This is a genomic window from Chryseobacterium sp. BGARF1 (assembly GCF_001677955.1).
GTDB lineage: Bacteria > Bacteroidota > Bacteroidia > Flavobacteriales > Weeksellaceae > Chryseobacterium.
In genome coordinates, this window is record NZ_LELA01000086.1 from 1 (window position 1) to 22,469 (window position 22,469).

General features: G+C 33.3%; 21 protein-coding genes and 1 pseudogene. 13 read left to right on the forward strand and 9 right to left on the reverse strand.

Annotation, left to right across the window (positions count from 1 at the left end; all coding sequences use genetic code 11):
* A pseudogene (locus AB671_RS16360) lies at nucleotides 1-931 on the reverse strand (T9SS C-terminal target domain-containing protein); the annotation flags it as partial.
* A gap of 524 nt (nucleotides 932-1,455) precedes the next feature.
* On the opposite strand from AB671_RS16360, the gene AB671_RS16365 reads away from it, so the two are divergent.
* The 4 genes from AB671_RS16365 to AB671_RS16375 all read left to right on the forward strand — a co-directional run bounded on the left by AB671_RS16365 (nucleotide 1,456) and on the right by AB671_RS16375 (nucleotide 4,702).
* Nucleotides 1,456-2,130 carry a hypothetical protein gene (locus AB671_RS16365; RefSeq protein WP_066680815.1) on the forward strand — a complete coding sequence of 225 codons (675 nt, stop codon included), beginning with the start codon at nucleotides 1,456-1,458 and terminating at the stop codon, nucleotides 2,128-2,130.
* Nucleotides 2,131-2,493: 363 nt separating this feature from the next.
* Complete coding sequence (locus tag AB671_RS22330; RefSeq protein WP_157444231.1) at nucleotides 2,494-2,667, forward strand: hypothetical protein; 174 nt, start codon at nucleotides 2,494-2,496, stop codon at nucleotides 2,665-2,667.
* 467 nt (nucleotides 2,668-3,134) lie between these two features.
* A complete protein-coding gene (gene sucD / locus AB671_RS16370) occupies nucleotides 3,135-4,007 on the forward strand; it encodes a succinate--CoA ligase subunit alpha (protein WP_066680814.1) in 873 nt (290 codons plus the stop codon).
* A 17-nt stretch (nucleotides 4,008-4,024) separates the two neighbouring features.
* Nucleotides 4,025-4,702, forward strand: a complete 678-nt coding sequence (locus tag AB671_RS16375; RefSeq protein ID WP_066680813.1) for a porin family protein — start codon at nucleotides 4,025-4,027, stop codon at nucleotides 4,700-4,702.
* Between the two features lie 80 nt (nucleotides 4,703-4,782).
* Here AB671_RS16375 and AB671_RS16380 read toward each other — a convergent pair whose 3' ends face one another.
* From AB671_RS16380 to AB671_RS16390, 3 genes are all read right to left on the reverse strand, one after another.
* Nucleotides 4,783-6,093, reverse strand: a complete 1,311-nt coding sequence (locus tag AB671_RS16380; RefSeq protein ID WP_066680812.1) for an ABC transporter permease — start codon at nucleotides 6,091-6,093, stop codon at nucleotides 4,783-4,785.
* 4 nt (nucleotides 6,094-6,097) lie between these two features.
* Nucleotides 6,098-7,009: an ABC transporter ATP-binding protein gene (locus AB671_RS16385; RefSeq protein ID WP_066680811.1), complete on the reverse strand. Its 912-nt coding sequence runs from the start codon at nucleotides 7,007-7,009 to the stop codon at nucleotides 6,098-6,100.
* Between the two features lie 106 nt (nucleotides 7,010-7,115).
* Nucleotides 7,116-7,466, reverse strand: coding sequence for a T9SS type A sorting domain-containing protein (locus AB671_RS16390; RefSeq protein WP_066680807.1), 351 nt, complete (start codon nucleotides 7,464-7,466; stop codon nucleotides 7,116-7,118).
* A 119-nt stretch (nucleotides 7,467-7,585) separates the two neighbouring features.
* Between AB671_RS16390 and hemB the strand changes: the two genes are divergently transcribed.
* Entirely contained in the window at nucleotides 7,586-8,575 is a 990-nt protein-coding gene (gene hemB, locus AB671_RS16395) for a porphobilinogen synthase (protein ID WP_066680804.1), read from the forward strand.
* Nucleotides 8,576-8,678: 103 nt separating this feature from the next.
* On the opposite strand, the gene AB671_RS16400 is transcribed toward hemB, so the two are convergent.
* Entirely contained in the window at nucleotides 8,679-9,407 is a 729-nt protein-coding gene (locus tag AB671_RS16400) for a hypothetical protein (protein WP_066680802.1), read from the reverse strand.
* A gap of 246 nt (nucleotides 9,408-9,653) precedes the next feature.
* On the opposite strand from AB671_RS16400, the gene AB671_RS16405 reads away from it, so the two are divergent.
* The 4 genes from AB671_RS16405 to AB671_RS16420 all read left to right on the forward strand — a co-directional run bounded on the left by AB671_RS16405 (nucleotide 9,654) and on the right by AB671_RS16420 (nucleotide 13,235).
* Nucleotides 9,654-10,223 (forward strand): cob(I)yrinic acid a,c-diamide adenosyltransferase, encoded by a 570-nt coding sequence (locus AB671_RS16405; RefSeq protein WP_066680818.1) that lies wholly within the window; start codon nucleotides 9,654-9,656, stop codon nucleotides 10,221-10,223.
* Nucleotides 10,213-10,860: a thiamine diphosphokinase gene (locus AB671_RS16410; protein WP_066680800.1), complete on the forward strand. Its 648-nt coding sequence runs from the start codon at nucleotides 10,213-10,215 to the stop codon at nucleotides 10,858-10,860. Before AB671_RS16405 ends, AB671_RS16410 begins: the two co-directional genes overlap by 11 nt.
* Nucleotides 10,857-11,732, forward strand: a complete 876-nt coding sequence (locus AB671_RS16415) for a tyrosine-protein phosphatase (protein WP_066680798.1) — start codon at nucleotides 10,857-10,859, stop codon at nucleotides 11,730-11,732. Before AB671_RS16410 ends, AB671_RS16415 begins: the two co-directional genes overlap by 4 nt.
* A 108-nt stretch (nucleotides 11,733-11,840) precedes the next feature.
* Nucleotides 11,841-13,235, forward strand: coding sequence for an arginine decarboxylase (locus AB671_RS16420; protein ID WP_066680796.1), 1,395 nt, complete (start codon nucleotides 11,841-11,843; stop codon nucleotides 13,233-13,235).
* A gap of 800 nt (nucleotides 13,236-14,035) precedes the next feature.
* Here AB671_RS16420 and AB671_RS16430 read toward each other — a convergent pair.
* The gene (locus AB671_RS16430) at nucleotides 14,036-14,695 is read right to left on the reverse strand and encodes an HAD family hydrolase (protein WP_066680792.1); all 660 of its coding nucleotides are present in this window, start codon (nucleotides 14,693-14,695) and stop codon (nucleotides 14,036-14,038) included.
* A gap of 200 nt (nucleotides 14,696-14,895) precedes the next feature.
* On the opposite strand from AB671_RS16430, the gene speB reads away from it, so the two are divergent.
* The 3 genes from speB to AB671_RS16445 all read left to right on the forward strand — a co-directional run bounded on the left by speB (nucleotide 14,896) and on the right by AB671_RS16445 (nucleotide 17,801).
* On the forward strand, nucleotides 14,896-15,747 hold the full coding sequence (gene speB, locus AB671_RS16435) for an agmatinase (protein ID WP_066680790.1): 852 nt from the start codon (nucleotides 14,896-14,898) through the stop codon (nucleotides 15,745-15,747).
* 480 nt (nucleotides 15,748-16,227) lie between these two features.
* Nucleotides 16,228-17,088: a bifunctional helix-turn-helix domain-containing protein/methylated-DNA--[protein]-cysteine S-methyltransferase gene (locus AB671_RS16440; RefSeq protein ID WP_066680816.1), complete on the forward strand. Its 861-nt coding sequence runs from the start codon at nucleotides 16,228-16,230 to the stop codon at nucleotides 17,086-17,088.
* Between the two features lie 104 nt (nucleotides 17,089-17,192).
* Nucleotides 17,193-17,801 carry an alpha-ketoglutarate-dependent dioxygenase AlkB family protein gene (locus AB671_RS16445; RefSeq protein ID WP_066680789.1) on the forward strand — a complete coding sequence of 203 codons (609 nt, stop codon included), beginning with the start codon at nucleotides 17,193-17,195 and terminating at the stop codon, nucleotides 17,799-17,801.
* A gap of 455 nt (nucleotides 17,802-18,256) precedes the next feature.
* On the opposite strand, the gene AB671_RS16450 is transcribed toward AB671_RS16445, so the two are convergent.
* From AB671_RS16450 to AB671_RS16460, 3 genes are all read right to left on the reverse strand, one after another.
* A complete protein-coding gene (locus AB671_RS16450; RefSeq protein ID WP_066680787.1) occupies nucleotides 18,257-20,116 on the reverse strand; it encodes a CocE/NonD family hydrolase in 1,860 nt (619 codons plus the stop codon).
* A gap of 254 nt (nucleotides 20,117-20,370) precedes the next feature.
* Nucleotides 20,371-20,910, reverse strand: a complete 540-nt coding sequence (locus tag AB671_RS16455) for a hypothetical protein (protein WP_066680785.1) — start codon at nucleotides 20,908-20,910, stop codon at nucleotides 20,371-20,373.
* A gap of 17 nt (nucleotides 20,911-20,927) precedes the next feature.
* The gene (locus AB671_RS16460; RefSeq protein WP_066680783.1) at nucleotides 20,928-21,293 is read right to left on the reverse strand and encodes a hypothetical protein; all 366 of its coding nucleotides are present in this window, start codon (nucleotides 21,291-21,293) and stop codon (nucleotides 20,928-20,930) included.
* Nucleotides 21,294-21,640: 347 nt separating this feature from the next.
* Between AB671_RS16460 and AB671_RS16465 the strand changes: the two genes are divergently transcribed.
* Entirely contained in the window at nucleotides 21,641-22,345 is a 705-nt protein-coding gene (locus AB671_RS16465) for a DUF6261 family protein (protein WP_066680782.1), read from the forward strand.
* Nucleotides 22,346-22,469: the final 124 nt, after the last annotated feature.

Here is a 22,469-nt window from a genome sequence, read left to right on the forward strand (position 1 = left end):
ATTCTCCACCAATAATATATCCTGAAGACGTAAAAGCCATGGTTCTCAAATGATCATCACCTTTACCTCCAAAATTCTTTTCCCATTCAACTTTGTTATCTTTACTGAGCTTGATGACCCAATAATCGCCCTCTCCGAAATTGGGGCTGGATTTGGATTTTCGTGATACGGGATTCGAGGTTTCGTTACCGGAACCCGAACCACGCGACTCAGAACCCGTATCACGAAACTCAGAACTCCTCGAATAAACTCCCAATAACGCTCCTCCATCTGGAGTAGGAATCATTTTTTCCACTTCATCTAAACCTCTTCCGCCTAATACTAATTCTGAAAGTACCTTTCCGTTTTTATCAAGTCTTGTTACGGTCACATCTTTCGAACCGAATCCGTTGGCGGCATTCTGAACATTCGCGGCGACCATAAATCCAAGATCTGCGGTCTGGATCACAGATCTTGCTTCTTCATCCTGCGCCGTTCCTAATGTTTTTTGCCACAGTTCGTCTCCGAATTCATTGATTCTGATCAGCCAGATATCAGATCCTCCTTTTGAAGCTTCTTTTTTATCTAAACCTTTTCCTGAATGCGACGTTCCTGCCAAAAGAAATCCTCCCTCCTGTGTAGCAACCGTCGCCGATAAAAAGTCATGATTCTGTCCTGAGAAATACTTTTCCCAGACTTCTTCACCTTGTTGATTGAGTTTGACTAAATGAAAATCGTAGCCGTTGTTCTGCTTTGAAGCAGATGGCGCTGCAGGTTTACCTGCCACCTGAATACTGCTACCCGTAATAAGATATTGCTGATCGACTGTTGGGGTAACTTGTGAAAGAAAATCCTGAGTAGAGGATTTAATATCTTTCTGCCATACTACTTCCTGAGTATAGAATACAGCTGTTGTGCATATCAGAAATGCACTCATGTAGAGTTTTTTCATGATTTGGAGTTTTTGATTATTATTTTTTTGCGAATTTAACTTTTTTAAATACATGTCACAAATGTTGGATACAAATATGATTAATGGGTTTGTTTCTGCGAAGATAAACTGCTATTGCGACAAAAGAAGTCGCATTACTTTATGAAGCAATAAGAACTTAAACTAATTTTAGATTTAACCGATGAAGCAGTAAAAGACAATTATAAATCTATTATTAATCAAACCCCGGTTATTAGATAATCAAAGTTCTCAAAAGAATAAAAAATCAATAATTCTCAAAAACGGTTGAGTACTTTTTTTATTTATACTGATTGATATGAAGTAGGAATATGCTTTTAGATTAAATAAAATTGTTAGCGATATAATTATTGTAAGACTTTGAAAATTGAAGGATAATCAATAATTTGGAAGAAACTGATTTAGCAATGATGAAGTTGAATTTTTTGGGTTTTTAATTGTTTTGTAATGAAATGTTGAATTATCTGAAAACATTTTCTACATTTGTTATTATTAAATAAAACACAATGACGACAAAACAATCCAACAGGCTCAACATGGCCAAAACTCTGAGACAATTCTTTTCTGCTAATCAGGCAAAATATGCAGGTAACAATCCTCTTACAATAAGAATTGCAGAACTGAACTCTATTGTAGAGAATCTCGACAATTTAGCGACCGTTCAAACGACAGATACCACGGCAAACACCAGCTTAAAAACAGATGCAAGAACATTAATGGTTGGTCTTACGGTGGCATATGCTAATACCGCGGCAGATTATTTTGATGATAAAGACAGCCCGCTAAGCAAACAGCTTACCACAAGCAAATCTAAAATTAAAAACATGACCGGGGTAGAAGCAAAAATTTATTGCAATAATCTCTACACTGTGGTTAGTAATAAGATCGGAAATCTTGATCCCAACTATGTTACTGCTTCCGAAGCATCTCAATGGTTGACTGCAATTAATAATTTTGATGCCAAAGCGTATGACGCAGGAGTAAGTATAGATACTACCCAAAATGCCACTCAGGATCTGAAAATAGAATTTAAAAAACTGGAAACATGTTTGTTGAAGCTCGATAGGCTCATGAAAAAGTATGATATTCTTAATCCTTCATTTCACGGGAACTACAAGATTTCCCGTAAAACATCTGATCTCGGAACACGTCATACTAATGAAACTCCATCACAGAAATAAAAAGAATGTCTGATATTTTTATCAGACATTCTTTTTTTTGAAAATACAGCAAGTGGAATATTAATCACAAAGGCATTAAAAAAAAACGAATATTAGTCATCAGCGAAGTTTAACAGTTTTTTGTCATTCCGTAGGAATCTAGACTAAGATATTTTTAATATATCCAGATTCTTACGGAATAATAAAACGACCAATGAATTTAACATGATGATTAAAAGCTGAAATATATTAAAGATTTTAATAGGTTTTAGTTTTTCATTAGCCAATAAAAAGAGTGATAGAATTAATTTTTTATATTTTGTAAACTTTTGATGCCCTCATTTTTCAATCATTTCTTTTGATTATTTTGCGGTAAAAGACATAATGAATAATGCTGTTAGAAAAATAGTACCGTCATATTTCTTTCTGAATAAGCGAGATGATTTTTCTCCTCATACAGATTATTTTCTGAGGCAGACAGATGGTATTCCGGATATTACATGGGGCATTCCGTGGGTAGCAGATGATATTCAGTTTATAGAAGACCGTTTTCCTTAAACGTCATATTGTATTATTTAATAACCAGATTGTTTTCCGAGCAGTTGAGATGACATTCAGTCAGGCACCGATGTTATTTTTATACAGCTAGTAGAGTTTTGGGGAGGTCAAAATAGTTTATGCAGAGCATTGATTGATAATTTTTAGAATAATAAATCCTATATTCTAAAAGCAGAGAAAATCCCTCTTGTTTCAAATTTTAATATTCTGATATTTGATTAATTTATAATGATGAAAATACTTAATTGTATTGTTTTTATTTGAAAACCATTGGTTTGTGTGGGATTTAAGGTTGGTTTAAATAAGATTATTTCCTATCTAAAGATTTAAAGTTTTAATTCATTATTTTACCTACCTTATATATATCATAAAATGTAATCAAGATTCGCATTAAGGTTTTATTCAAATTCAAAGAAAAATAAGTAAATTTGTGAGCATTAAAATAAATAAATTTAAAAAACAATAAAATGTCAATTTTAGTAAACAAAGATTCTAAAGTAATTGTACAAGGATTTACAGGTAACGAAGGTACTTTCCATGCAGGTCAGATGATCGAATACGGAACCAACGTAGTAGGTGGTGTTACTCCAGGAAAAGGAGGAAGCGAGCACTTAGGGAAACCAGTATTCAACACTGTAGCTGATGCTGTATCTAAAGCTGGAGCTAACGTAAGTATTATTTTTGTACCACCTGCATTTGCTGCAGATGCTATTATGGAAGCTGCTGAAGCGGGTATTAAAGTAATCGTTTGTATTACAGAAGGTATTCCTGTTGCTGATATGGTAAAAGTAAAATCTTATATTGCAGACAAAGAGACTAGATTAATCGGGCCAAACTGTCCGGGAATCATCACTTCTGATGAAGCTAAAATTGGTATTATGCCAGGTTTCGTTTTCAAAAAAGGAAAAGTAGGAATAGTTTCTAAGTCAGGAACTCTTACTTATGAAGCTGCTGATCAGGTTGTAAGAGCTGGTTACGGTATTTCTACTGCAATCGGAATTGGTGGTGATCCAATTATTGGAACGACTACTAAAGAAGCGTTAGAATTATTCATCAATGACCCAGAAACTGAAGCGGTTGTAATGATCGGAGAAATTGGTGGTGGTCTTGAAGCTGAAGCTGCAAGATGGTATAAAGAAAGTGGTTCTACAAAACCAGTTGTAGGTTTCATCGCAGGACAAACTGCTCCTAAAGGAAGAACAATGGGGCACGCTGGTGCAATCGTTGGTGGTGATGAAGATACAGCTCAGGCAAAAATGGAAATCATGAGAGAAAACGGAATCAACGTTGTAGATTCTCCTGCTGATATTGGTGCTACTGTAGCAAAAATCTTAGGATAAGCAAAAACAAATATGATATGAAAAAAATTTTATTAACATCTGCATTGGCCTTTTCTTTTTTATCGTTCGCACAAATCGATTTAAGAAGTACAAGATTCGGTCTTACGGCAGGTGCAAACTATTCCAGAGTTAAAAATGCACACAATCCTTCAGGAGCAAGATTTGCTTTTCAGGGTGGGGTGCTAGCTCTAATTCCAATGGGAAGTGCAAATCAGTTTTATTTGCAACCCGAGGTTACCTATTACGGAGCCGGAGAGTCAGGGAAAGATAAAAATGCAAAAGGAGCGGATGGTTATAACGCAGTATATGCTAATAACTATTTAAGTGTACCAATTTATTTTAAAGGATATTTTTCTGAAGCAGAATCAGAATTTTTTGGAATAATTGGTCCTAGATTCAACTTCTTGCTTAGCCAGAATGTGAAGAATGTTCCTGCTGGAAGACCTTATTATGATCCTGATGTAACCGTTCCTGAGTATCCGAAGATCAGCGGTAAAGCAAATAGCTTTAATTTTGCCATTGGTGCAGGAATAGGGTATAGCTACAAAAGACAGTTAGAATTGGCCTTAAAATATGATTTAGGAATTTCTAATGCGTTTCCTAATCTTATTGAGGATTTTACCAAAGATCCTAATACGGTGAAGAAGAAATCTGAACAGGTTTTAAGCTTAAGTCTTAGCTATATTTTCGAATAGAATTTTTTCATTCAAAACATAAAAACTCCCGAAACTTAATTGTTTCGGGAGTTTTGTTTATTATTGATAAAATGGACGTTTTACCCTCTGATCCACTTCCAGATTTCCTTTAAAGTCGCTTTATTTCCATACATCAAAATTCCTACTCTGTAGATTTTTCCGGCAAGGAAGATCATGAAAATAGTAGTTCCCAAAAGTAAAGCCATCGACAAAGCAATCTGCCACGCCGGAACCCCAAAAGGAATTCTTGCAACCATCGCAACGGGAGATGTAAACGGAATCATCGACATCCAGAAACCAACCGGTCCGTCAGGATTATTAATCACAGAAATACTTCCATACATCCCTAAAGTAAGCGGAAGAATGGCAAATAAAGTAAATTGCTGTGTTTCTGTTTCATTGTCGACAGCCGAACCAATTGCAGCATAAACAGAGCTGTAAAACATATATCCCAATAGGAAAAATACAATGAATACAAAAATAATCAGCAGGAAATTCATCTCCAATAAGCTGTGAGATACCTGTGTTGCCATTTGCGCAATATCAAGCTTACTCATCAGTTCTTCATTTCCACCAGGAATATTTTTCTGAATTGAAGAAAAACCCGTATTCAAAACTAAAGCTCCAACTACAGACATGGTAATCCAAACAATAAATTGTGTTAAAGCAACCATCGTAACCCCTAAAATTTTCCCCATCATCAGCTCAAAAGGCTTAACAGAAGAGATGATAATTTCTACTACACGGTTGTTTTTTTCTTCTAAAACACTTCTCATTACTCTAACTCCATAGATTAAGATAAACATGAACGTCACATACATCAAAACCATACTCAGAACGCTTTTTACACCAAATGCCAAATCAGAATCTTCTTTATTGTCTTCAGAAACGTTGATGGTTTTTAAGGTAAAACTTTTATCTAAATTTTCAAGTTGTGCTTCCTGAATACCAAGTTGCTTTATTTTTTCTTTTTTAATAACATTCGTAATGTCTGAAATAATTTGCTGTTTCGTATCAAGACCAATTTTGGTATTCACAACCAATCTTGTGTTTTTTTCAATGTCATCAAGATTGTCACCTGATAAAGCCGGAAGAATTAAAATTCCGTCAAGACTTTCGTTGCCTTTCAGGTTTTTAACTTTAGCCTGTTCTTCAGCCGAAGGAATAAAAATATAATTGATTTTTTCATCAGACTTAAGCTGTCCTTTAAACAATCCGCTGTTGTCTACAACTTCAATCACATTATGAGATTGATTGGCTTTAAACATAAATCCTATAACCGCTCCAAATGCAATAATCATCAACGGAGCCAGTAAAGTAAGTATAATGAAAGATTTCTTCTTAACCTGCGTAAGAAACTCTCTTTTTGTAATTAAAAAAATATTGTTCATAAAATTAAGAGTGATTGCTTACCGCATTAATAAATACTTCATTCATGCTTGGAATTCTTTCATCGAAAGACCTTACTTTTCCTACATTAACCAAGTCTAAAAGAATACTGTTTTGGTCTGCTTCATTTTTCAGATCAAAAGAAACCAAATTGTTTTCATTAGTCATGTTGAAAATTCCATATTTGTCTTTAAACTGAACAAACTGGTCATTATTGACTTCAGACAAAGTAATTCCGAAAATATTTTTTTTGAATTTTTCGCGAACATCAAAAACTCTTCCGTCGATTATTTTTTTAGAATTATTAATCAAAGCCACATAATCACACATTTCTTCCACACTTTCCATTCTGTGGGTAGAAAGAATAATTGTCGTTCCGTTATTTTTAAGTTCAATAATCTGATCTTTAATTAAATTGGCATTCACTGGGTCAAAACCTGAAAATGGTTCATCAAGAATCAAAAGATGTGGTCTGTGAAGAACGGTTACCACGAACTGGATTTTCTGAGCCATCCCTTTAGATAATTCAGAAAGCTTCTTTTTCCACCACTGATCGATATTCAGTTTATCAAACCATTTTTTTGCTTCGTTCAGAGCATCACTTTTCTTCATTCCTTTCAGTTCTCCAAAATAAAGAATCTGATCACCAACACTCATATTTTTATAAAGGCCACGCTCTTCCGGCATATAACCGATGTCTTTAATATGATTAGGATTCAATTTTTCTCCGTTGATGAAAACGTTTCCTGAATCGGCTTGTGTAATCTGATTGATAATTCGGATGAATGATGTTTTTCCTGCTCCGTTTGGCCCTAGAAGACCATAAATACTTCCTTTCGGAACGTGTATGCTAAAATCTTCTAATGCGGTTTTTTTTCCGGCATTGTAGGTTTTAGTAATTTGTTCAGCTTTTAGCATTAAAATTGTTTTTACAATTAGTTATGAAATATCCCGAAAGTTACGGAATAATTGAAAAAAAATGTGCTAAAAGAAAAAATCCTGATTATTATCAGGATTTTGAATATTATTGCTTTACTATTTGAGTAACTTTCTGTGTATTGTCGCTTAAAATATATCTAATTAAATATTTTCCGGGTTTCAATCTCTGAATATTTATTTCCGAACTGTTACTGTTTACATTATAAGTAGCAACCTGAGTTCCTAATATAGAATAAAATGTGACATTCTTTATTTTTAACGAAGTATCTTTAGCTTTCACCATCAAAAAATCTTTCGCTGGGTTAGGATATGCAGTAAGCACACCGTCATCAGATTTTTGATTAGTGGAAGTTGGCTCTTTTATTTGTGCTTTCAGATTATCAGAAAACCCAATAGTAGCGCCAATAAATATAAATAAAAGTAAAAGTTTTTTCATCAACGATATATTTGCTTAAATATTACTAACAAAAATAATAAATTCTATAATCATCTGCAATAGTTTTTTGTAGAACTTATATTAAATTTGCAATAAATTATTCAAAAAGTATTCCAAAGATGATATATTCTAGAAACAGAAGACTAAGAGTGAATGAATCGATGAGAGGATTGGTGAGAGAATGCAGTCTTTCAGTCAACGATTTTGTAATGCCTATTTTCGTAATGGAAGGCGAAAATAAAGAAGAGGCAATCCCTTCAATGCCCGGAATTTTCAGGCGAAGCATTGATCTTACGGTAAAAGAATGTAAAGAATTATTTTCTTTAGGAGTAAAGGCGGTTAATCTTTATATGAAAGTTTCTGATGATTTAAAGGATAACACCGGAAAAGAAGCGTGGAATAAAGATGGTTTAATGCAAAACACCATCAAAGCAATTAAAAATGCGGTGCCTGAAATGGTGATTATGCCTGATGTTGCTTTAGATCCTTACTCAATTTACGGTCACGACGGAATCATTGAAAACGGAAAAATTATCAATGATGCTACCAATGATGCGTTGGCAAAAATGGCAGTGTCACATGCTGAAGCCGGAGCTGACATTGTGGCACCGAGCGACATGATGGATGGCAGAGTTTTAGCAATTCGTGAGGCTTTGGAAGAAAGCGGATTTCATGATGTGGGAATTCTAAGTTACGCGGCAAAATATGCAAGTTCTTTTTACGGACCGTTCAGAAGTGCTTTAGACAGTGCGCCAAAAGACGATATGGAAATTCCGAAAGATAAAAAAACCTATCAGATGGATTTTCACAATTCCCGTGAAGCTTTAAATGAAGTTTTCAAAGATGTGGAAGAAGGTGCAGATATTATTATGATCAAACCAGGACTTCCGTATTTGGATATTGTCGCAAAAGTACGTGAAGCCATTGATTTACCAATTGCTGTTTATAATGTAAGTGGCGAATATGCAATGCTGAAAGCTGCTGCTCAAAACGGCTGGCTTGATAACGACAAAGCAATCATTGAAAGTTTAACTTGCTTCAAAAGAGCAGGAGCAGATATGATTTTCACCTATGCAGCAAAAGAAGCTGCAATGATTTTAAACAGGTAAAAAAGTTTAAAATGATGAGTTATGAATTATGAGTTGATTTCAAAGAAATCTTCGGTTTCAGTCAACTCATAATTCATAATTTTTAACTCATAACTAAAAAAGCTTATTCTACATCAAAGTTTTTTCCTTTCGTAAACTTTGCTGCAAAAGGAGCTTGGTTTCCGGAATATTTTAAAACAAAATGTTTTTTGGTATCGGTATCCACTTTTGCTTCTACATTCACATTGGTGGTCTGAAAACTGACATCCAAAGCCACTCCTGACTCTTTTTCAAGAAAAATTTCTACACTTTCAGCATAAAATAGAGAGATACTCAAGTAATTAAATTTGATGTTCTTTCTATAAGTTTTAGATTTTGACTGTGTAAATTCTGAAAAGCTTTTCAAAATTTCAATTCCAGGCGAATCTATATTGGTGATCCTCGATTTTGTTACTCCATTTACTCGGATGGAAAAATTTTTTGCACTGTTGATGTTGCCGTTAATTCCAATGTTAAATAAAGAGGGTAACGATAAACCGTATTCGATCATGCTGTCTTTTGTAAATTCAAAATCGGGGATTAATGCCGTATGTTTTGGAGTATTTAATAATTGATTTTTTACCGTATTCAATTGTTCGCCTGAAAACAAATAACCGATGAGATTGTTATTGGTTGTGCGCCAGTTTCGTCCGTTCCACTCGTAGATTTCACAAAGTAAAGTATCGGTTGACGAATGGGGAAGAAGCTCGATATCCTGCCATTTAAAAACTTCTTTTGCGTAAGGTCTTCTGTTAATCAGGTTGATTCCCAGATCCAGCGCTATTAAGTCGCTTAATTGTTGATTGGTTTGCATAATTATTATTTATGATTTGGTGATTTAAAATTAAATAAAAAATATCGAAATTGATCTTATTTTATCATCACAATTTAAAAGGATTCATAAGATTTAATAATGGGTTTATATCAGTAAAAGCTTTCTGTAAACAACGTCGCTTTAAACTTACCCCAAAACATTTGTCAGCATAGTTTTAAAAAAGTAATTTAGTCTTCTGAAATCACCATGATTACGCATGGTTTTAAGAATAACGAAAATTCACCTATGAAGATATACACTAAAACAGGAGATAAAGGGCAGACCGCTTTATACGGCGGTACGAGAGTTTCAAAAGCCAGCGCAAGAGTTGATAGCTACGGAAATATTGATGAACTGAATTCTTTTATCGGAATTTCTAAAAGTCATATCACTGATGAAGAAGTTTTGAAACAATTGAAAAAAATTCAGTTTGATTTGTTTACAGTAGGTTCTGAGGCGGCAACTCCGGTTGATAAACTGATGTTGGCTAACGGAAAATCTCGTCTACCTTTGATTATTTCTGATACTGAAATTGAAGAACTAGAAAATTGGATGGATGGTTTTGAAGATAAACTAGAGCCTCTTCAATACTTTATTCTTCCGGGAGGTGGAAAATCGGCGACTTTTTTACATGCTGCAAGAACGATTTGTAGAAGAGCGGAACGTTCATTAGTATTCTTAAATGAATCTGAAGAAGTACGTCCTGAATTGATTAAATATCTGAATCGTCTTTCTGATTATCTATTTGTTTTGGCAAGATATATCTCAAAAATCAACAACGAACCGGAAGAATACTGGAATCCGAATGAAAGATAAAGTACTTCTTTTCATCAATGGTGATGCGCCCAAATCTTTCCCTAATTTAGAAAAATATAATTTGATTGCCTGTACTGATGGTGCTTTTTATTATTTGAAAGAACTCAATTTTCCTTTAGAAAAACTAGATTTTATTTCTGGTGATTTTGATTCTCATATTGGATCAGATGAAAATGTGTATCAGGATAAATTTATTCTTACACTGGATCAGGAGAAAACAGATTTTCATAAAGCTTTAGAAATCATACTTGAAAAAGGTTTCAAGAATGTTGATGTGCTAGGTGGAAGTGGAGGCGAGCAGGATCATTTTTTAGGAAATCTTACGGTCGCTTATTCATTTAAGAATAATTTAAACATAAAGTTTTATGATGAGTTTTCTGAATATTATTTTATTCCGAAAAATTTCACGCTGAAAAATGTTAAAAGTAAAATGATCTCTCTGTATCCGTTTCCTTCAGCTGAAAATATTACGACAAAAGGGCTGAACTGGCCATTAACAAATGATAGTTTAAGCATGATATCAAGAATCGGGACACGTAATTTTGCAGCTGAAGATGAGATCTCTATTGAATATGGATCTGGAAATCTTTTATTTTTTGTTGGAATTAATGAAATAGAATATCCTGAAATATATTGAAACAATTAATAAAAATATCATTTCTAGTTATTATTAGTTCCTGTGTTTTTTCATGTAAGACACAAACTTTTTCTGCACCAGAATACGGAATTTCAAAAACTGAAAAACAGCTTGAAATTAAGAAAGTTACCAATTTTAGAACAATTGGAAATATCAAAAATATCGATGGTAGAATTTTAAAAGAAGGAAAGTTTTATAGAAGTGCACATCTTCATAAGCTTAAAAAAAAATCAATTAAAACTCTTGAAAATTTAGGAATTAAAGAAATTATTGATCTGCGAAATTCTAAAGAAATTTCGCAGAGACCCGATGTAATTCCTCAAAATGTAGATTATAAAAATTATTCTGCATTTGAAGATGAAGGCGATCAGCTGGATCAGGCGAAAACGCTTGTTCTGAAAGGAAAAGTGAAAGGTTCTGATGCGAATGAAAGAATGCTGGATTTTTATAAAAACTATGTCACAGAAAATCCGGAGACCATTAAAAAAATCATTCATGAGATCTTAGATTCAGAAAATCCTGTTTTATATCATTGTACCGCAGGTAAAGATAGAACCGGAATAATAACTGCTTTAATCTTAACCATTTTAAAATTTGACAGTGCTACGATTGAGAACGATTATCTTCTTTCAAACAATTACCGCAAACAATTAGTACAAAAAAGGCTTCATCTTGCCAATAATCTACATTTTATATACCCGAAAATGGATTTGAATGTTATCGAAAAATTAAGTTGGGTAGAAAAAGATTATTTAAAAGCTGCCTTTTTAGAAATTAATAAAAAATACGGTTCAATTGATATTTATATTCATCAAAAATTGGGAATCTCTGAAAATAAAAGAGACGAATATATTCTTAAGTTCACGTATTGATCAAAGACTAATTTTTTAGTCGAAAAACTGCATAAATTTATAATAAATTTAACGTTAAAAAATCAAACTTTTTTAGCAATTTTGCATTCTTAATTTACTCATTAGAAAATGAAAATAAAATACTCGGAACTTATTGATCAGACATTGTATTTTCCAACCGAAGAATTCAATGTTTCTGAGAACAATTTGTCTTTTCACGATATTCCTTTGATGGAAGTTGTTGAGAAGTTTGGAACGCCTCTTAAGGTAAGTTACCTCCCGAAGATTTCTCAAAATATTCAGAAAGCAAAAGGCTGGTTCAAGGAAGCTTTTGAGAAGATCGATTACAAAAAAAACTACAGATACTGTTACTGTACAAAATCCAGCCATTTCAAATTTGTGATCGAAGAAGCTTTGAAGAACGATATTTCTATCGAAACGTCTTCCGCTTACGACATGGATATTGTGAAGTCGCTTTATACAGAAGGTAAAGTTGATAAAAATATTGAGGTGATCTGTAATGGTTTCAAAACGGATGATTATCTGGCGAAAATTTCAGATATGATTAATAGTGGTTTTGAAAATATTACTCCTATTTTAGATAACTACAGAGAACTTGATAAGTTAACTGAAAGTATCGATACCACTTTCGATATCGGAATCAGGATTGCTTCTGAGGAAGAACCGAAATTCGAATTTTATACCTCAAGATTAGGGATCGGATATAAAGATATCATTCCTTACTACAGCCAAAAAATTGCAGAACATCCGAATGCAAGACTGAAAATGCTTCACTTTTTCATTAATACTGGGATCAAAGACACGGCTTATTATTGGAATGAATTGTACAAATGTCTTCGTGTTTATGCACGTTTGAAGAAAATTGCTCCGGAAGTAAATTCATTAAATATTGGCGGTGGTTTTCCGATCAAAACTTCATTAAATTTCGATTATGATTACCAATATATGGTCGAAGAGATCGTTTCTCAGATCAAAAAATTCTGTGAAGAAGAAGGAGTAGAAGAACCAAATATTTATACTGAATTTGGAAGTTTTACAGTAGGAGAAAGCGGTGCCAATTTGTATAAAATCATTTCTCAAAAACGTCAGAATGACAGAGAAAAGTGGAATATGATTGATTCATCTTTTATGACCACGCTTCCTGATACTTGGGCAATTTCTAGGCACTTTATCATGTTGCCGTTAAACCGTTGGGAAGATTCTTACGAAAGAGTTTTCTTAGGTGGATTAACTTGTGATTCAGATGATTATTACAACTCTGAACAGCATACTAACGCGATCTATTTGCCTGTTTTTAGTGATACAAAACCTTTGTATATTGGTTTCTTCCACACTGGAGCGTATCAAGAAACAATTGGTGGTTATGGTGGAGTTCATCACTGTTTGATGCCGCAACCAAGACATATCTTGATCCAGAAAGATGAAAATGGAGAATTCCAGTATGAAATCTTTAGAGAAAGACAGGAGCCTGAAGATATTTTAAAATTATTAGGATATCAATAATTTTATTCTATATTAAACGGGCTTTAGCCCGTTTAATATAGAATAAAATTCAAATGGCTTAAGCCAAAACTTATTGTAAAAAGCTCTCAAATATTTGGGAGCTTTTCGCATTTAAAATTCATAAGATGATGAATTTTTGTATTTTAAAATATGTAGACATCTTTATATTTGTTTAAAAAAAATGAAACTGAGGAAAACGATAGGAATAATCTTCATCATACTTACTTTTATTTTAGGATACTTAAGTGTAGGTGTTATATCATTTTTTGGAATGAGGTCTTACTATGGATACGAAGGGTATTGTTTGGACACGAAACTTCCAAATTTTGTTGCTATTGAGAGCTTTGAGGTTCTTATCATTTGCATTCTTATTTCCTACGCTATCTTGTTAGAATTTTTTCAAAGCATTAAAAAGTATGTGAGATTTTATAATGTTATCTTCGCATTTCTTCTAGTTAATTTAATCTTTTTGGTGTATAAAATTGTTGAATATCCTATTATCCTGGAAGCTACAGGAGGATGGTCTAATCCGAAAAGTAATCTTGAGATGATGCATAATCCACTGATTACATTTTTGGGTATTTATTCATTAATAGTAATATGGATTAATTTTAGACTTCAAAACAAAACCCAATCATTAAAAAAATTACCTATCATATTTTTTCTCGCTGTAATATTGTCTCTTATTGTAGTAGCGATTGCATGTCAAAATATTGAATACCAAAATTGTATTGGATGAAAGTTTTTGATTAAAAAATAAGATAAAAACAAAGCTCTCCAATTTGGAGAGCTTTTATATTTTAAAAATGTTTAGAAATTTTATCAACTTCGATTTCCGAATAATCTGAAATCACAACATTTGCTAAACTATAATCCTGATTATGAGAGTTAGAGCTTTTATACGCTGTACAGAAAATATTCGCTTTGTGTGCCGCTAAAATTCCGTTGGTAGAATCTTCAATCACCATACAGTTTTCAATCGGCTCGTTGGCCATTTTTGCGGCAAGCTGGAAAATCTCGGGATGAGGTTTTGATTCTTTTAGATCGGCACCGCTTATCTTTCCGCTAAAATATTTTTCCAAACCAAATTTATCAAAAACCATATTGATGGTGGTCATACTTGCTGAAGAAGCGACAATTAATTTTACGTTGTTTTCGTAATAATGTTCGATTAATTTCCTTACACCTGGAATTAAATCAAATTCTTCATCGTTGTAAAAGTAATCTTTGAAATGAGTTCTTTTAATATTGGTAATATCTTCGTGAGTATGTGTTAAATTAAACTCAGAAATTAAAGTTTCACAAACTCTTTTGGTAGAAGCTCCTGTAAAAGAAGTGTAAAGGTCTTCAGAAACCTCGATTTCTAGCTGGTTGAATGTTTTGAAATAAGCTTTTCTATGAAGAGGTTCTGTATCAACAATTACCCCATCCATATCGAAAAGAACAGCTTTTAAGGACATATTTTTGAATTTCTTGCAAAGGTAGGGAATTTGTTGGGAAGCCTAAAGCAGGATGAAGGAAGTTGAAATCCGGATATTTAATTTATAATAGTAAAAACTTCCGGCTTCCATCATCCAACTTCCAGCTTTCTCCTAACTTCTTCTTATCTTTGCCGCAAATATTTTAATCTTTAAATCATTTAATTTTTTAATTATAAATTATGAAAACATACGCAGGAATTCCTGAAGAAAATGCTTCATTAGAAAATTCAAAAGTAGTTTTGGTAACCGTTCCTTACGATGGAACTTCAACTTGGGGAAAAGGTGCAGACAAAGGCCCTGAATTATTCCTTGATGCTTCTGAAAACATGGAGCTTTACGACATAGAAACAGGTATAGAACCTTATTTGGAGGGAGTTTATTTAGCTGGAGAAGTTTCTGAAAACTCTACACCTGAAGCAATGACAGAAGCTGTTTATCAGAAAACAAAAGAGCTTTTGGCAACAGATAAATTGTTTACTCTTTTTGGTGGAGAACATTCAGTTTCTATCGGTTCGATTCGTGCAGTAGGTGAAAAGTTTGAAAATTTGACGGTTTTACAGTTGGATGCTCATACAGATTTACGTCCTGAATTCCACGGGTCTACTTCTAATCACGCTTGCGCGGTTTTTGAAGCGAATCAAAAGCATAATTTGGTTCAGGTTGGAATCCGTTCTATGGATGTTGAGGAAGTTGAATATTTACCGGAAGGAAGAGTATTTTTTGCTCACGAAATTGCCAACAATGACAATTGGGTAAATGATGTTTTAGAAAAAGTTTCAGGAAACGTTTATATTACAATCGATTTGGACGCTTTCGACCCTTCAATCGCACCTTCTACAGGAACTCCGGAACCAGGAGGTTTACAGTGGTATCCAACATTGGAACTATTAAGAAAGGTTTTCGAAAAATGTAACGTTGTTGCTTTTGATATTGTTGAATTAATGGATTCTGCATATTCAAAACCAAGTGCTTTCTTAGCAGCAAAACTATATTATAAAATGTTGGCTTATTATCACATCAACAAAGACTAAAATTCTTTGGAAACTGATTTAATAGTAAAAGACTAAACACATAAGTCACAGAGAGTTTTAATTTGACTGCATATATTTAGAACATATAAGCTTTGAAAATCTTTGATTTTCTCTGATGTGTTCTAAATATTTTCAAAGTTTTAAACTAAAACTAATGTGACTTATGTGTTAAAAATATACTTTAAAGTTGTTTAAACTTTTTATTTAACCACAAAAGAGGCAAAAGATTTAGATAGTTTCTATTTAAAGTTAATGAGCAACAAGAAAAAAGCACACAAAAGTCTTTAAAAATCTTTGATTTTTTATTCTTTTGAGTACTTTGATTATCTAATAATAGCTTTATAATTGTCTTTTGTTCCTTTTGTGGTTAAATTTCAAATTAGTTTAAACAGACTTTTTATAAAGTTTCAAAAATTCCGCACGAAACGGATTTTTTCTTTCAGTTTTTCTTTGGAAATTTGTGATACAAAACAAAATGAAATGTTCACACAAGACGAAATAGATTATCAGAGAATTGCCAAAGCGATAGAATTTATTCAGAGCAATTTTAAGCTTCAGCCGAATTTGGATGAGGTGGCTGAAAAAGTAAATCTGAGTCCGGCACATTTTCAGAGAATATTTACTGATTGGGCAGGAACAAGTCCGAAGAAATTTTTGAAGTTCATCAGTCTTGAGCATGCAAAAAGTTTACTGAAAGAAGAAAAAGTCACCCTATTTGATGCAGCATTAGAGACCGGACTTTCAAGCACAAGCAGATTGCATGACTTGTTCGTGAAAATTGAAGGTATGTCGCCTGCAGAATACAAGAATGGTGGAAAAAATTTAAATATCAATTATAGTTTCTCTGAAAGCCCGTTTGGAAAAATCATCACAGCTTCCACCGAAAAAGGGATCTGTTATATGGCTTTCGAAGAAGATAAAGAAAATGCATTGAGAGATTTACAAAGTAGATTTCCCAATGCATCTTTTTTTGAAAAAAAGGATGATTTTCAGCAAAACGCTTTGTCGATTTTCAATAAAGATTGGACAAAGCTTAATACCATCAAATTGCACCTTAAAGGAACCGATTTTCAGCTTAAAGTTTGGGAAAGCTTATTGACCATTCCAATGGGGAAATTGTCAACCTATGGTAATTTAGCCGATAAAATTGGAAATCCAAAAGCTTCAAGAGCTGTAGGAACTGCGATTGGAAGTAATCCTGTAGCGTTTTTAATTCCTTGTCACCGTGTGATACAATCTTCAGGGAAAATTGGTGGCTATATGTGGGGAAGTGATAGAAAACAACTGATAATTGGCTGGGAAAGTGCGAAGGTTTATTCTGATGATTCTATCTTACTCTAAGTAATTTTCTCCCACAGATTGCACGAATTTTCACAGATTTTTTAAGTGTTCATTAGTGAGAAGTATTTGTGTTTAAATTATTAATCTATAAATTATTTGAACTGATGAGTTTGTTTGACGAAATTCAAGATTTCCCCATCAATATCCTTCCCAAAGACGGCATCACAGACTATTACGGAAAGATCTTTTCTGATGAAGAATGCGAAAAATATTATCAATATTTATTCAACCAAATTCCGTGGGAAAATGATGAAGCGGTCATCTTTGGAAAATTGATCTATACCAAAAGAAAAGTGGCATGGTTTGGTGAAAAAGCATTTGAATACACTTATTCAAACCGGACAAAATATGCAAAACTCTGGACTCCTGAATTATTGCAATTAAAACAAAAATGTGAAGAAGTTTCCGGTGAAACTTACAATTCATGTCTTCTGAATTTGTATCACGACGGAAGCGAAGGAATGGCTTATCACAGCGACGGCGAAAAAGATTTGAAAAAACATGGTGCAATCGCTTCTTTAACTTTCGGAGCAGAAAGAAAATTTGCTTTCAAACATAAAATTTCTAAAGAAAGAATTGATATTTCATTGGAAAACGGAAGTCTGTTGGTGATGAAAGGAATAACGCAGGAAAACTGGCTGCACCGGCTTCCACCAACTACAAAAGTAAAAACACCAAGAGTAAATTTGACTTTTAGAACAATTGAGCAATAAACTTTTTTTAACGCAAAGATTTATTGATGATTATTTATATTTTTAAGGAGCAAAGATAGGATCAACAGAGTTGATTTGAATAAGCGAATGTTTTACTCAAAATTAATCAGCGACTTGTCGCAAATCTTTGCTCCTTAAAATAATAAGTTTAATCTTAAAAACTTTGCGTTAAAAAGTTAGAATTTTTTTGTCTCGTTTACAGAATCTGCGAGAGAATTAAAACAAAAAAGCTGTTCACATCGAACAGCTTTTAAAATTTATTTCAAAACATCAACATCGATGGAGGAATGAACTTTTCTTAACTCAAAGCTTATAATGACAAATAGGATGTAGAATTTTTCTCTCGCAGATTAAGCAAATTTTGCAGATGATTGTATAAAAAAATCTGCGTTATCTGCAAGATCTGCGAGAGAATTAAAACAAAAAAAGCCGTTCAAATCGAACAGCTTTCTTATTTATTTCAAAACCTCAACCTCAATCGAAGAATCTTCAAAAACTTTAATAAATGCTTTTGTATAATCTTCCTTCGTTGCAAAATTCGGATTGTCTAAAAATTTCTGAGGATTAATGGCAAATAATGGAAACCATGTTGAGCTGATTTGTATCTGAATTTTATGTCCTTTCTTAAAGGTATGAACCACATCCTGCAACCTGAAATTTACGGCAGTTTTCTGATTGGCAACCAAAGCTTCTCCTTTTTCTCTCGAGTTTCTGAATCTTGCAGGCATAATTTCACTTCTTACCATTTGATGATAATTTCCGTAAATCACGCCGTCTTTCTTTTCAGCAGGTTTAAAATCTTCAGGATAAACATCGATCAATTTTACTGCGAAATCGGCATCTGTTGACGTTGAAGCAATATTTAATTTAACTAAAATTTCTCCTGCGAACGTCATGTCTTCTGTTAAAACATCGGTGGTGAAAGTCAAAACATCAGGTCTTCCGACAGCGAATCTTTGATCTTCCGACATATAATTTCTTGGCGTGAATCCGTTAAAGTCTTTCAGATTATCAGAACTTAAAACTGGATTGTTTGGGTCACTGTAATATTCTGAAAACCCTTGTTGCACAGTGTTTTTTAAAGTTCCGTTAGCTAAATAAAAGTTCACTTTTTTAGCTTCTTTTGGAGGATACGTTGCAAATTCTCGCCATTGTTTTGCTCCGGTATCATACATTAGAGCTTCAGGCAAACCTGCGTCTTGTTTTGTGTTTCCTTTTAGATAATGATTGAAAAATTTCGTTTCAACATTTTTCTGATAATACGTTGCGATGCTGTCACCAAAATAAATTTGATTATGAAAATGTTTTCCTTCTTCGCGTCCCCAACCTCCGTGAGAAAATGGTCCCATCACGATGGTGTTTTTAGCTTTCGGGCTTGTTTTTTCAATCGTTTTGTAAATATTTAAAGGTCCTGAAAGATCTTCTGCATCAAACCATCCACCAACGGTCATTACTGCGTGATTAATGTTTTTAAGATGAGGCAAAAGATTTCTTTTCTGCCAAAATTCATCAAAATTGGGGTGATCCATAATTTCGGTCATGAAGAAATTATTTTTGTAATATTTCTCGTAACCGTCTTTTAAAGTTCCCATATCTCTGTAGAATTTTAAACCGTCCTCAGAAGTGGCTTTAATCATAGAATCGGTGTACCAGGCTTTGTTTTCTGCTTTCGTTTTCTGAACTCCAAAAACCGGAAACGTTTTAAAATAACCGAGCATAAATCTTCCATTATGCATAAAATCGTCGTTCCAGAAATCTGAGATCGGAGCTTGCGGAGAAGATGCCACCAAAGCCGGATGTTGCGCCAAAGTACCTACCGCAGTATAAAATCCGGGATATGAAGTTCCGAACTGACCGACTTTTCCGTTGTTGTGTTTGATGTTTTTAACCAAATATTCTACCGTGTCGTAGGTATCTGTACTTTCGTCAATATCTTTCTTGGTTTTTCTCTCAACCTGTGGTGTCATATTCGTGAAGATCCCTTCACTCATATATCTTCCGCGAACGTCCTGATACACAAAAATGTATTTGTCTTTCATTAAAAACTGATTCGGACCAATTCTTTGTTTGTATTCATTTTCACCATAAGGCGCAATATTATAGCAGGTTCTCTGCATCAAAAAAGGATATTTATTTTTATTCGAAATATCTTTCGGAATGTAAACCGAGGTAAATAATTTTGTACCATCACGCATCGGAATATAAAATTCCTTTTTGGTATAATTGTCTTTTACATACGTGTCTTTTGGCGGTGTGTTTTGCGCAGTTCCCACAAAAAACAAAAACATCAACAACATTGAAAAGTAGTTCTTCATTGATAAAAATTTTGACGCTAATTTAATGATTAAATAGTTTTGGTAGTTATGGTTTGAAAAATGAAATGTTGGGAAAGGAAAAAGATTGGAATTTCTTCTGGTCTTTTTTGATATGTCTTAATGATTTACTTCTGCTGGTGCAAGCGTCACGCTTGTGTCCGCTTTTATGATGAGCACGAGCAAGATGCTGGCATTAGCTTGGGAGAACTCTTGTCAAGGTTAATATCCAGAGTGAAAATAACCTTGACAAGAGTTTATTTTAGAGTTAAACTATTCATTAATTTCTCTAACTCTAATGCGAAATTTGAATCTTGATCAAAACTACTTACGACGATTAAATATGATTCATTAAAATGTGGAATCATAAAATAAAATTCAATTATCATTTGTCTTCTATTATTAGACTCTATAATATTTTTGATCGAATAAGTCATGAAATATATTTTGCCATTAAATAAGAAATGGGGATTCATTAACAAATTTGATTTTTCAATGTCACTATTTTTGATTTTTAAAATTTCATCAATAAACACAATTTGATTTTTTAAAAACAAATCTTTTATTGAGTCGGTTTTATATTCAAGATTCTTAAAGTTCGGTAAATTTATATTAGGTATCTTATTAATCATTATTATATTTTGACTTTTATTACCAAAAGTGATACTTTGCATTTGGTCGATATTTTTTACGATGCCAGATTTCGACAATTTATATTGCAGATTACCAAAACTATGAGTTTGTGCCCCAAGAAAACTGCTCAAGGCAATTAGAAAAATAAATAATTCTTTTCTCATATAATTCTTTTTTTATGCTAATTATTAGATGATATAGTACCGTTTAAAACTTCAATAGATTCAAACTTATTCAAAACGTACTTTCCATCAGTTGCTGTTTTGCCATTTATTGAAACTCTTCTTTCTCCAATATTTTCGACTTCAATAATACCAGAATCTGTATAATACTTTGTAACTGGCCTTAATGCAACATTTAGAGTTTTAACTTTTATAGGTATGGCTTTTAAAAAGAATATCAAAATTGTTGAAATGACTGGAAAAAAGAATCCTAAAACAGCCCAAAAACCAGCATCTCGGTTAAGCCATTTTGCCTGATTATAACATATAATAGCTGCTACGATTCGTAAAATTTGTGATAATAGAAAAAGATCATTGATTTTCATATCTATAATAATATTTAATCAAATGTATAACACTTTTAAAAAAAATAGTTACGGGTTTCCCTATTCTAGTAAAAAATAATTTCTTCAAATTAAAACACTTCAATTTTCTTAAACCTCACTCTACATAAAGTCAAAACATCCTTGTTTGTCCTCACAATCAGTTTACATAAAGTCCAAACAATGTTGTTTGCATTCAAAATCAATCGACATTGAATTGAAACAGGGGTGTTTGTGCTTACAATCAACGTACATTGAGTTCAAACAATAGTGTTTGTATTTAAATACAATTTATTTTATATTTGATAGAAGTAATTTTTTAATTATTAATCATAAAACACATTTGACGTATGAAAATTTCACTACAAAGAGTGAGCACCAAAGATTTGGCGACGCTCACAGAAAGAACACTCACTGTTTCTACTTCCGGAAAATATCCGGTTTTGACCAATCATCCTTTAATGAACGAGCTCAGCACCCATTATGCAGATTATTCTGAGGTGTATACCAAGAAAACTTTTAGCGGAAAAGGGAAGGATGTAGCAGCGGCAGACCATGATAGAGATGTTGCCTTCAGTGTTATAAAAGCTTTTCTCAATGGGTATCGACAGGTCGTTTCGGTACCTAATTATCAGGATGCTGAAGATCTATATCAGGTCTTTGTACATTTTGGTTTAGACCTTGACCGGATGAGTTATTCTTCACAAACGGCACAGATGAAAAAGCTGATTGAAGCGCTCGAAAGTTCTGAAAATACACAGAAGATCGCCAACTTGTCCTTATCGATTGCTTTTTTAGAAATGAAAACCAAGCATGAATATTTTGAAGATATTTTTGAAGAACAGACCGAAGCCAATGCCGGTCTTCGGCAAATGGAAAGTGCATCATCAGTGCGCCGAAGTTTAGAAAGAACGTTGAGGTCTTACCTTAATATGCTCACCGCTCTGAAAGATGTTCCCGATTGGAAAGATGCCTATGCAGAGGTCAATGAGTTAGTAAAGGCAGCGAAGAATTCTGCTGTTGTGAGAAAGAAAAATAATGAAGAACCTGAATAATTAATAGCTCGATGTACATTTGGTTTATTTTCGTCGCTTCGAGTAGATTTTTGAAAAAAATCGTATCGAGAAGTTTTTGATGGGAAGAAAAGTTTTGTACTTCAGTTCACTGATTCTCGATACA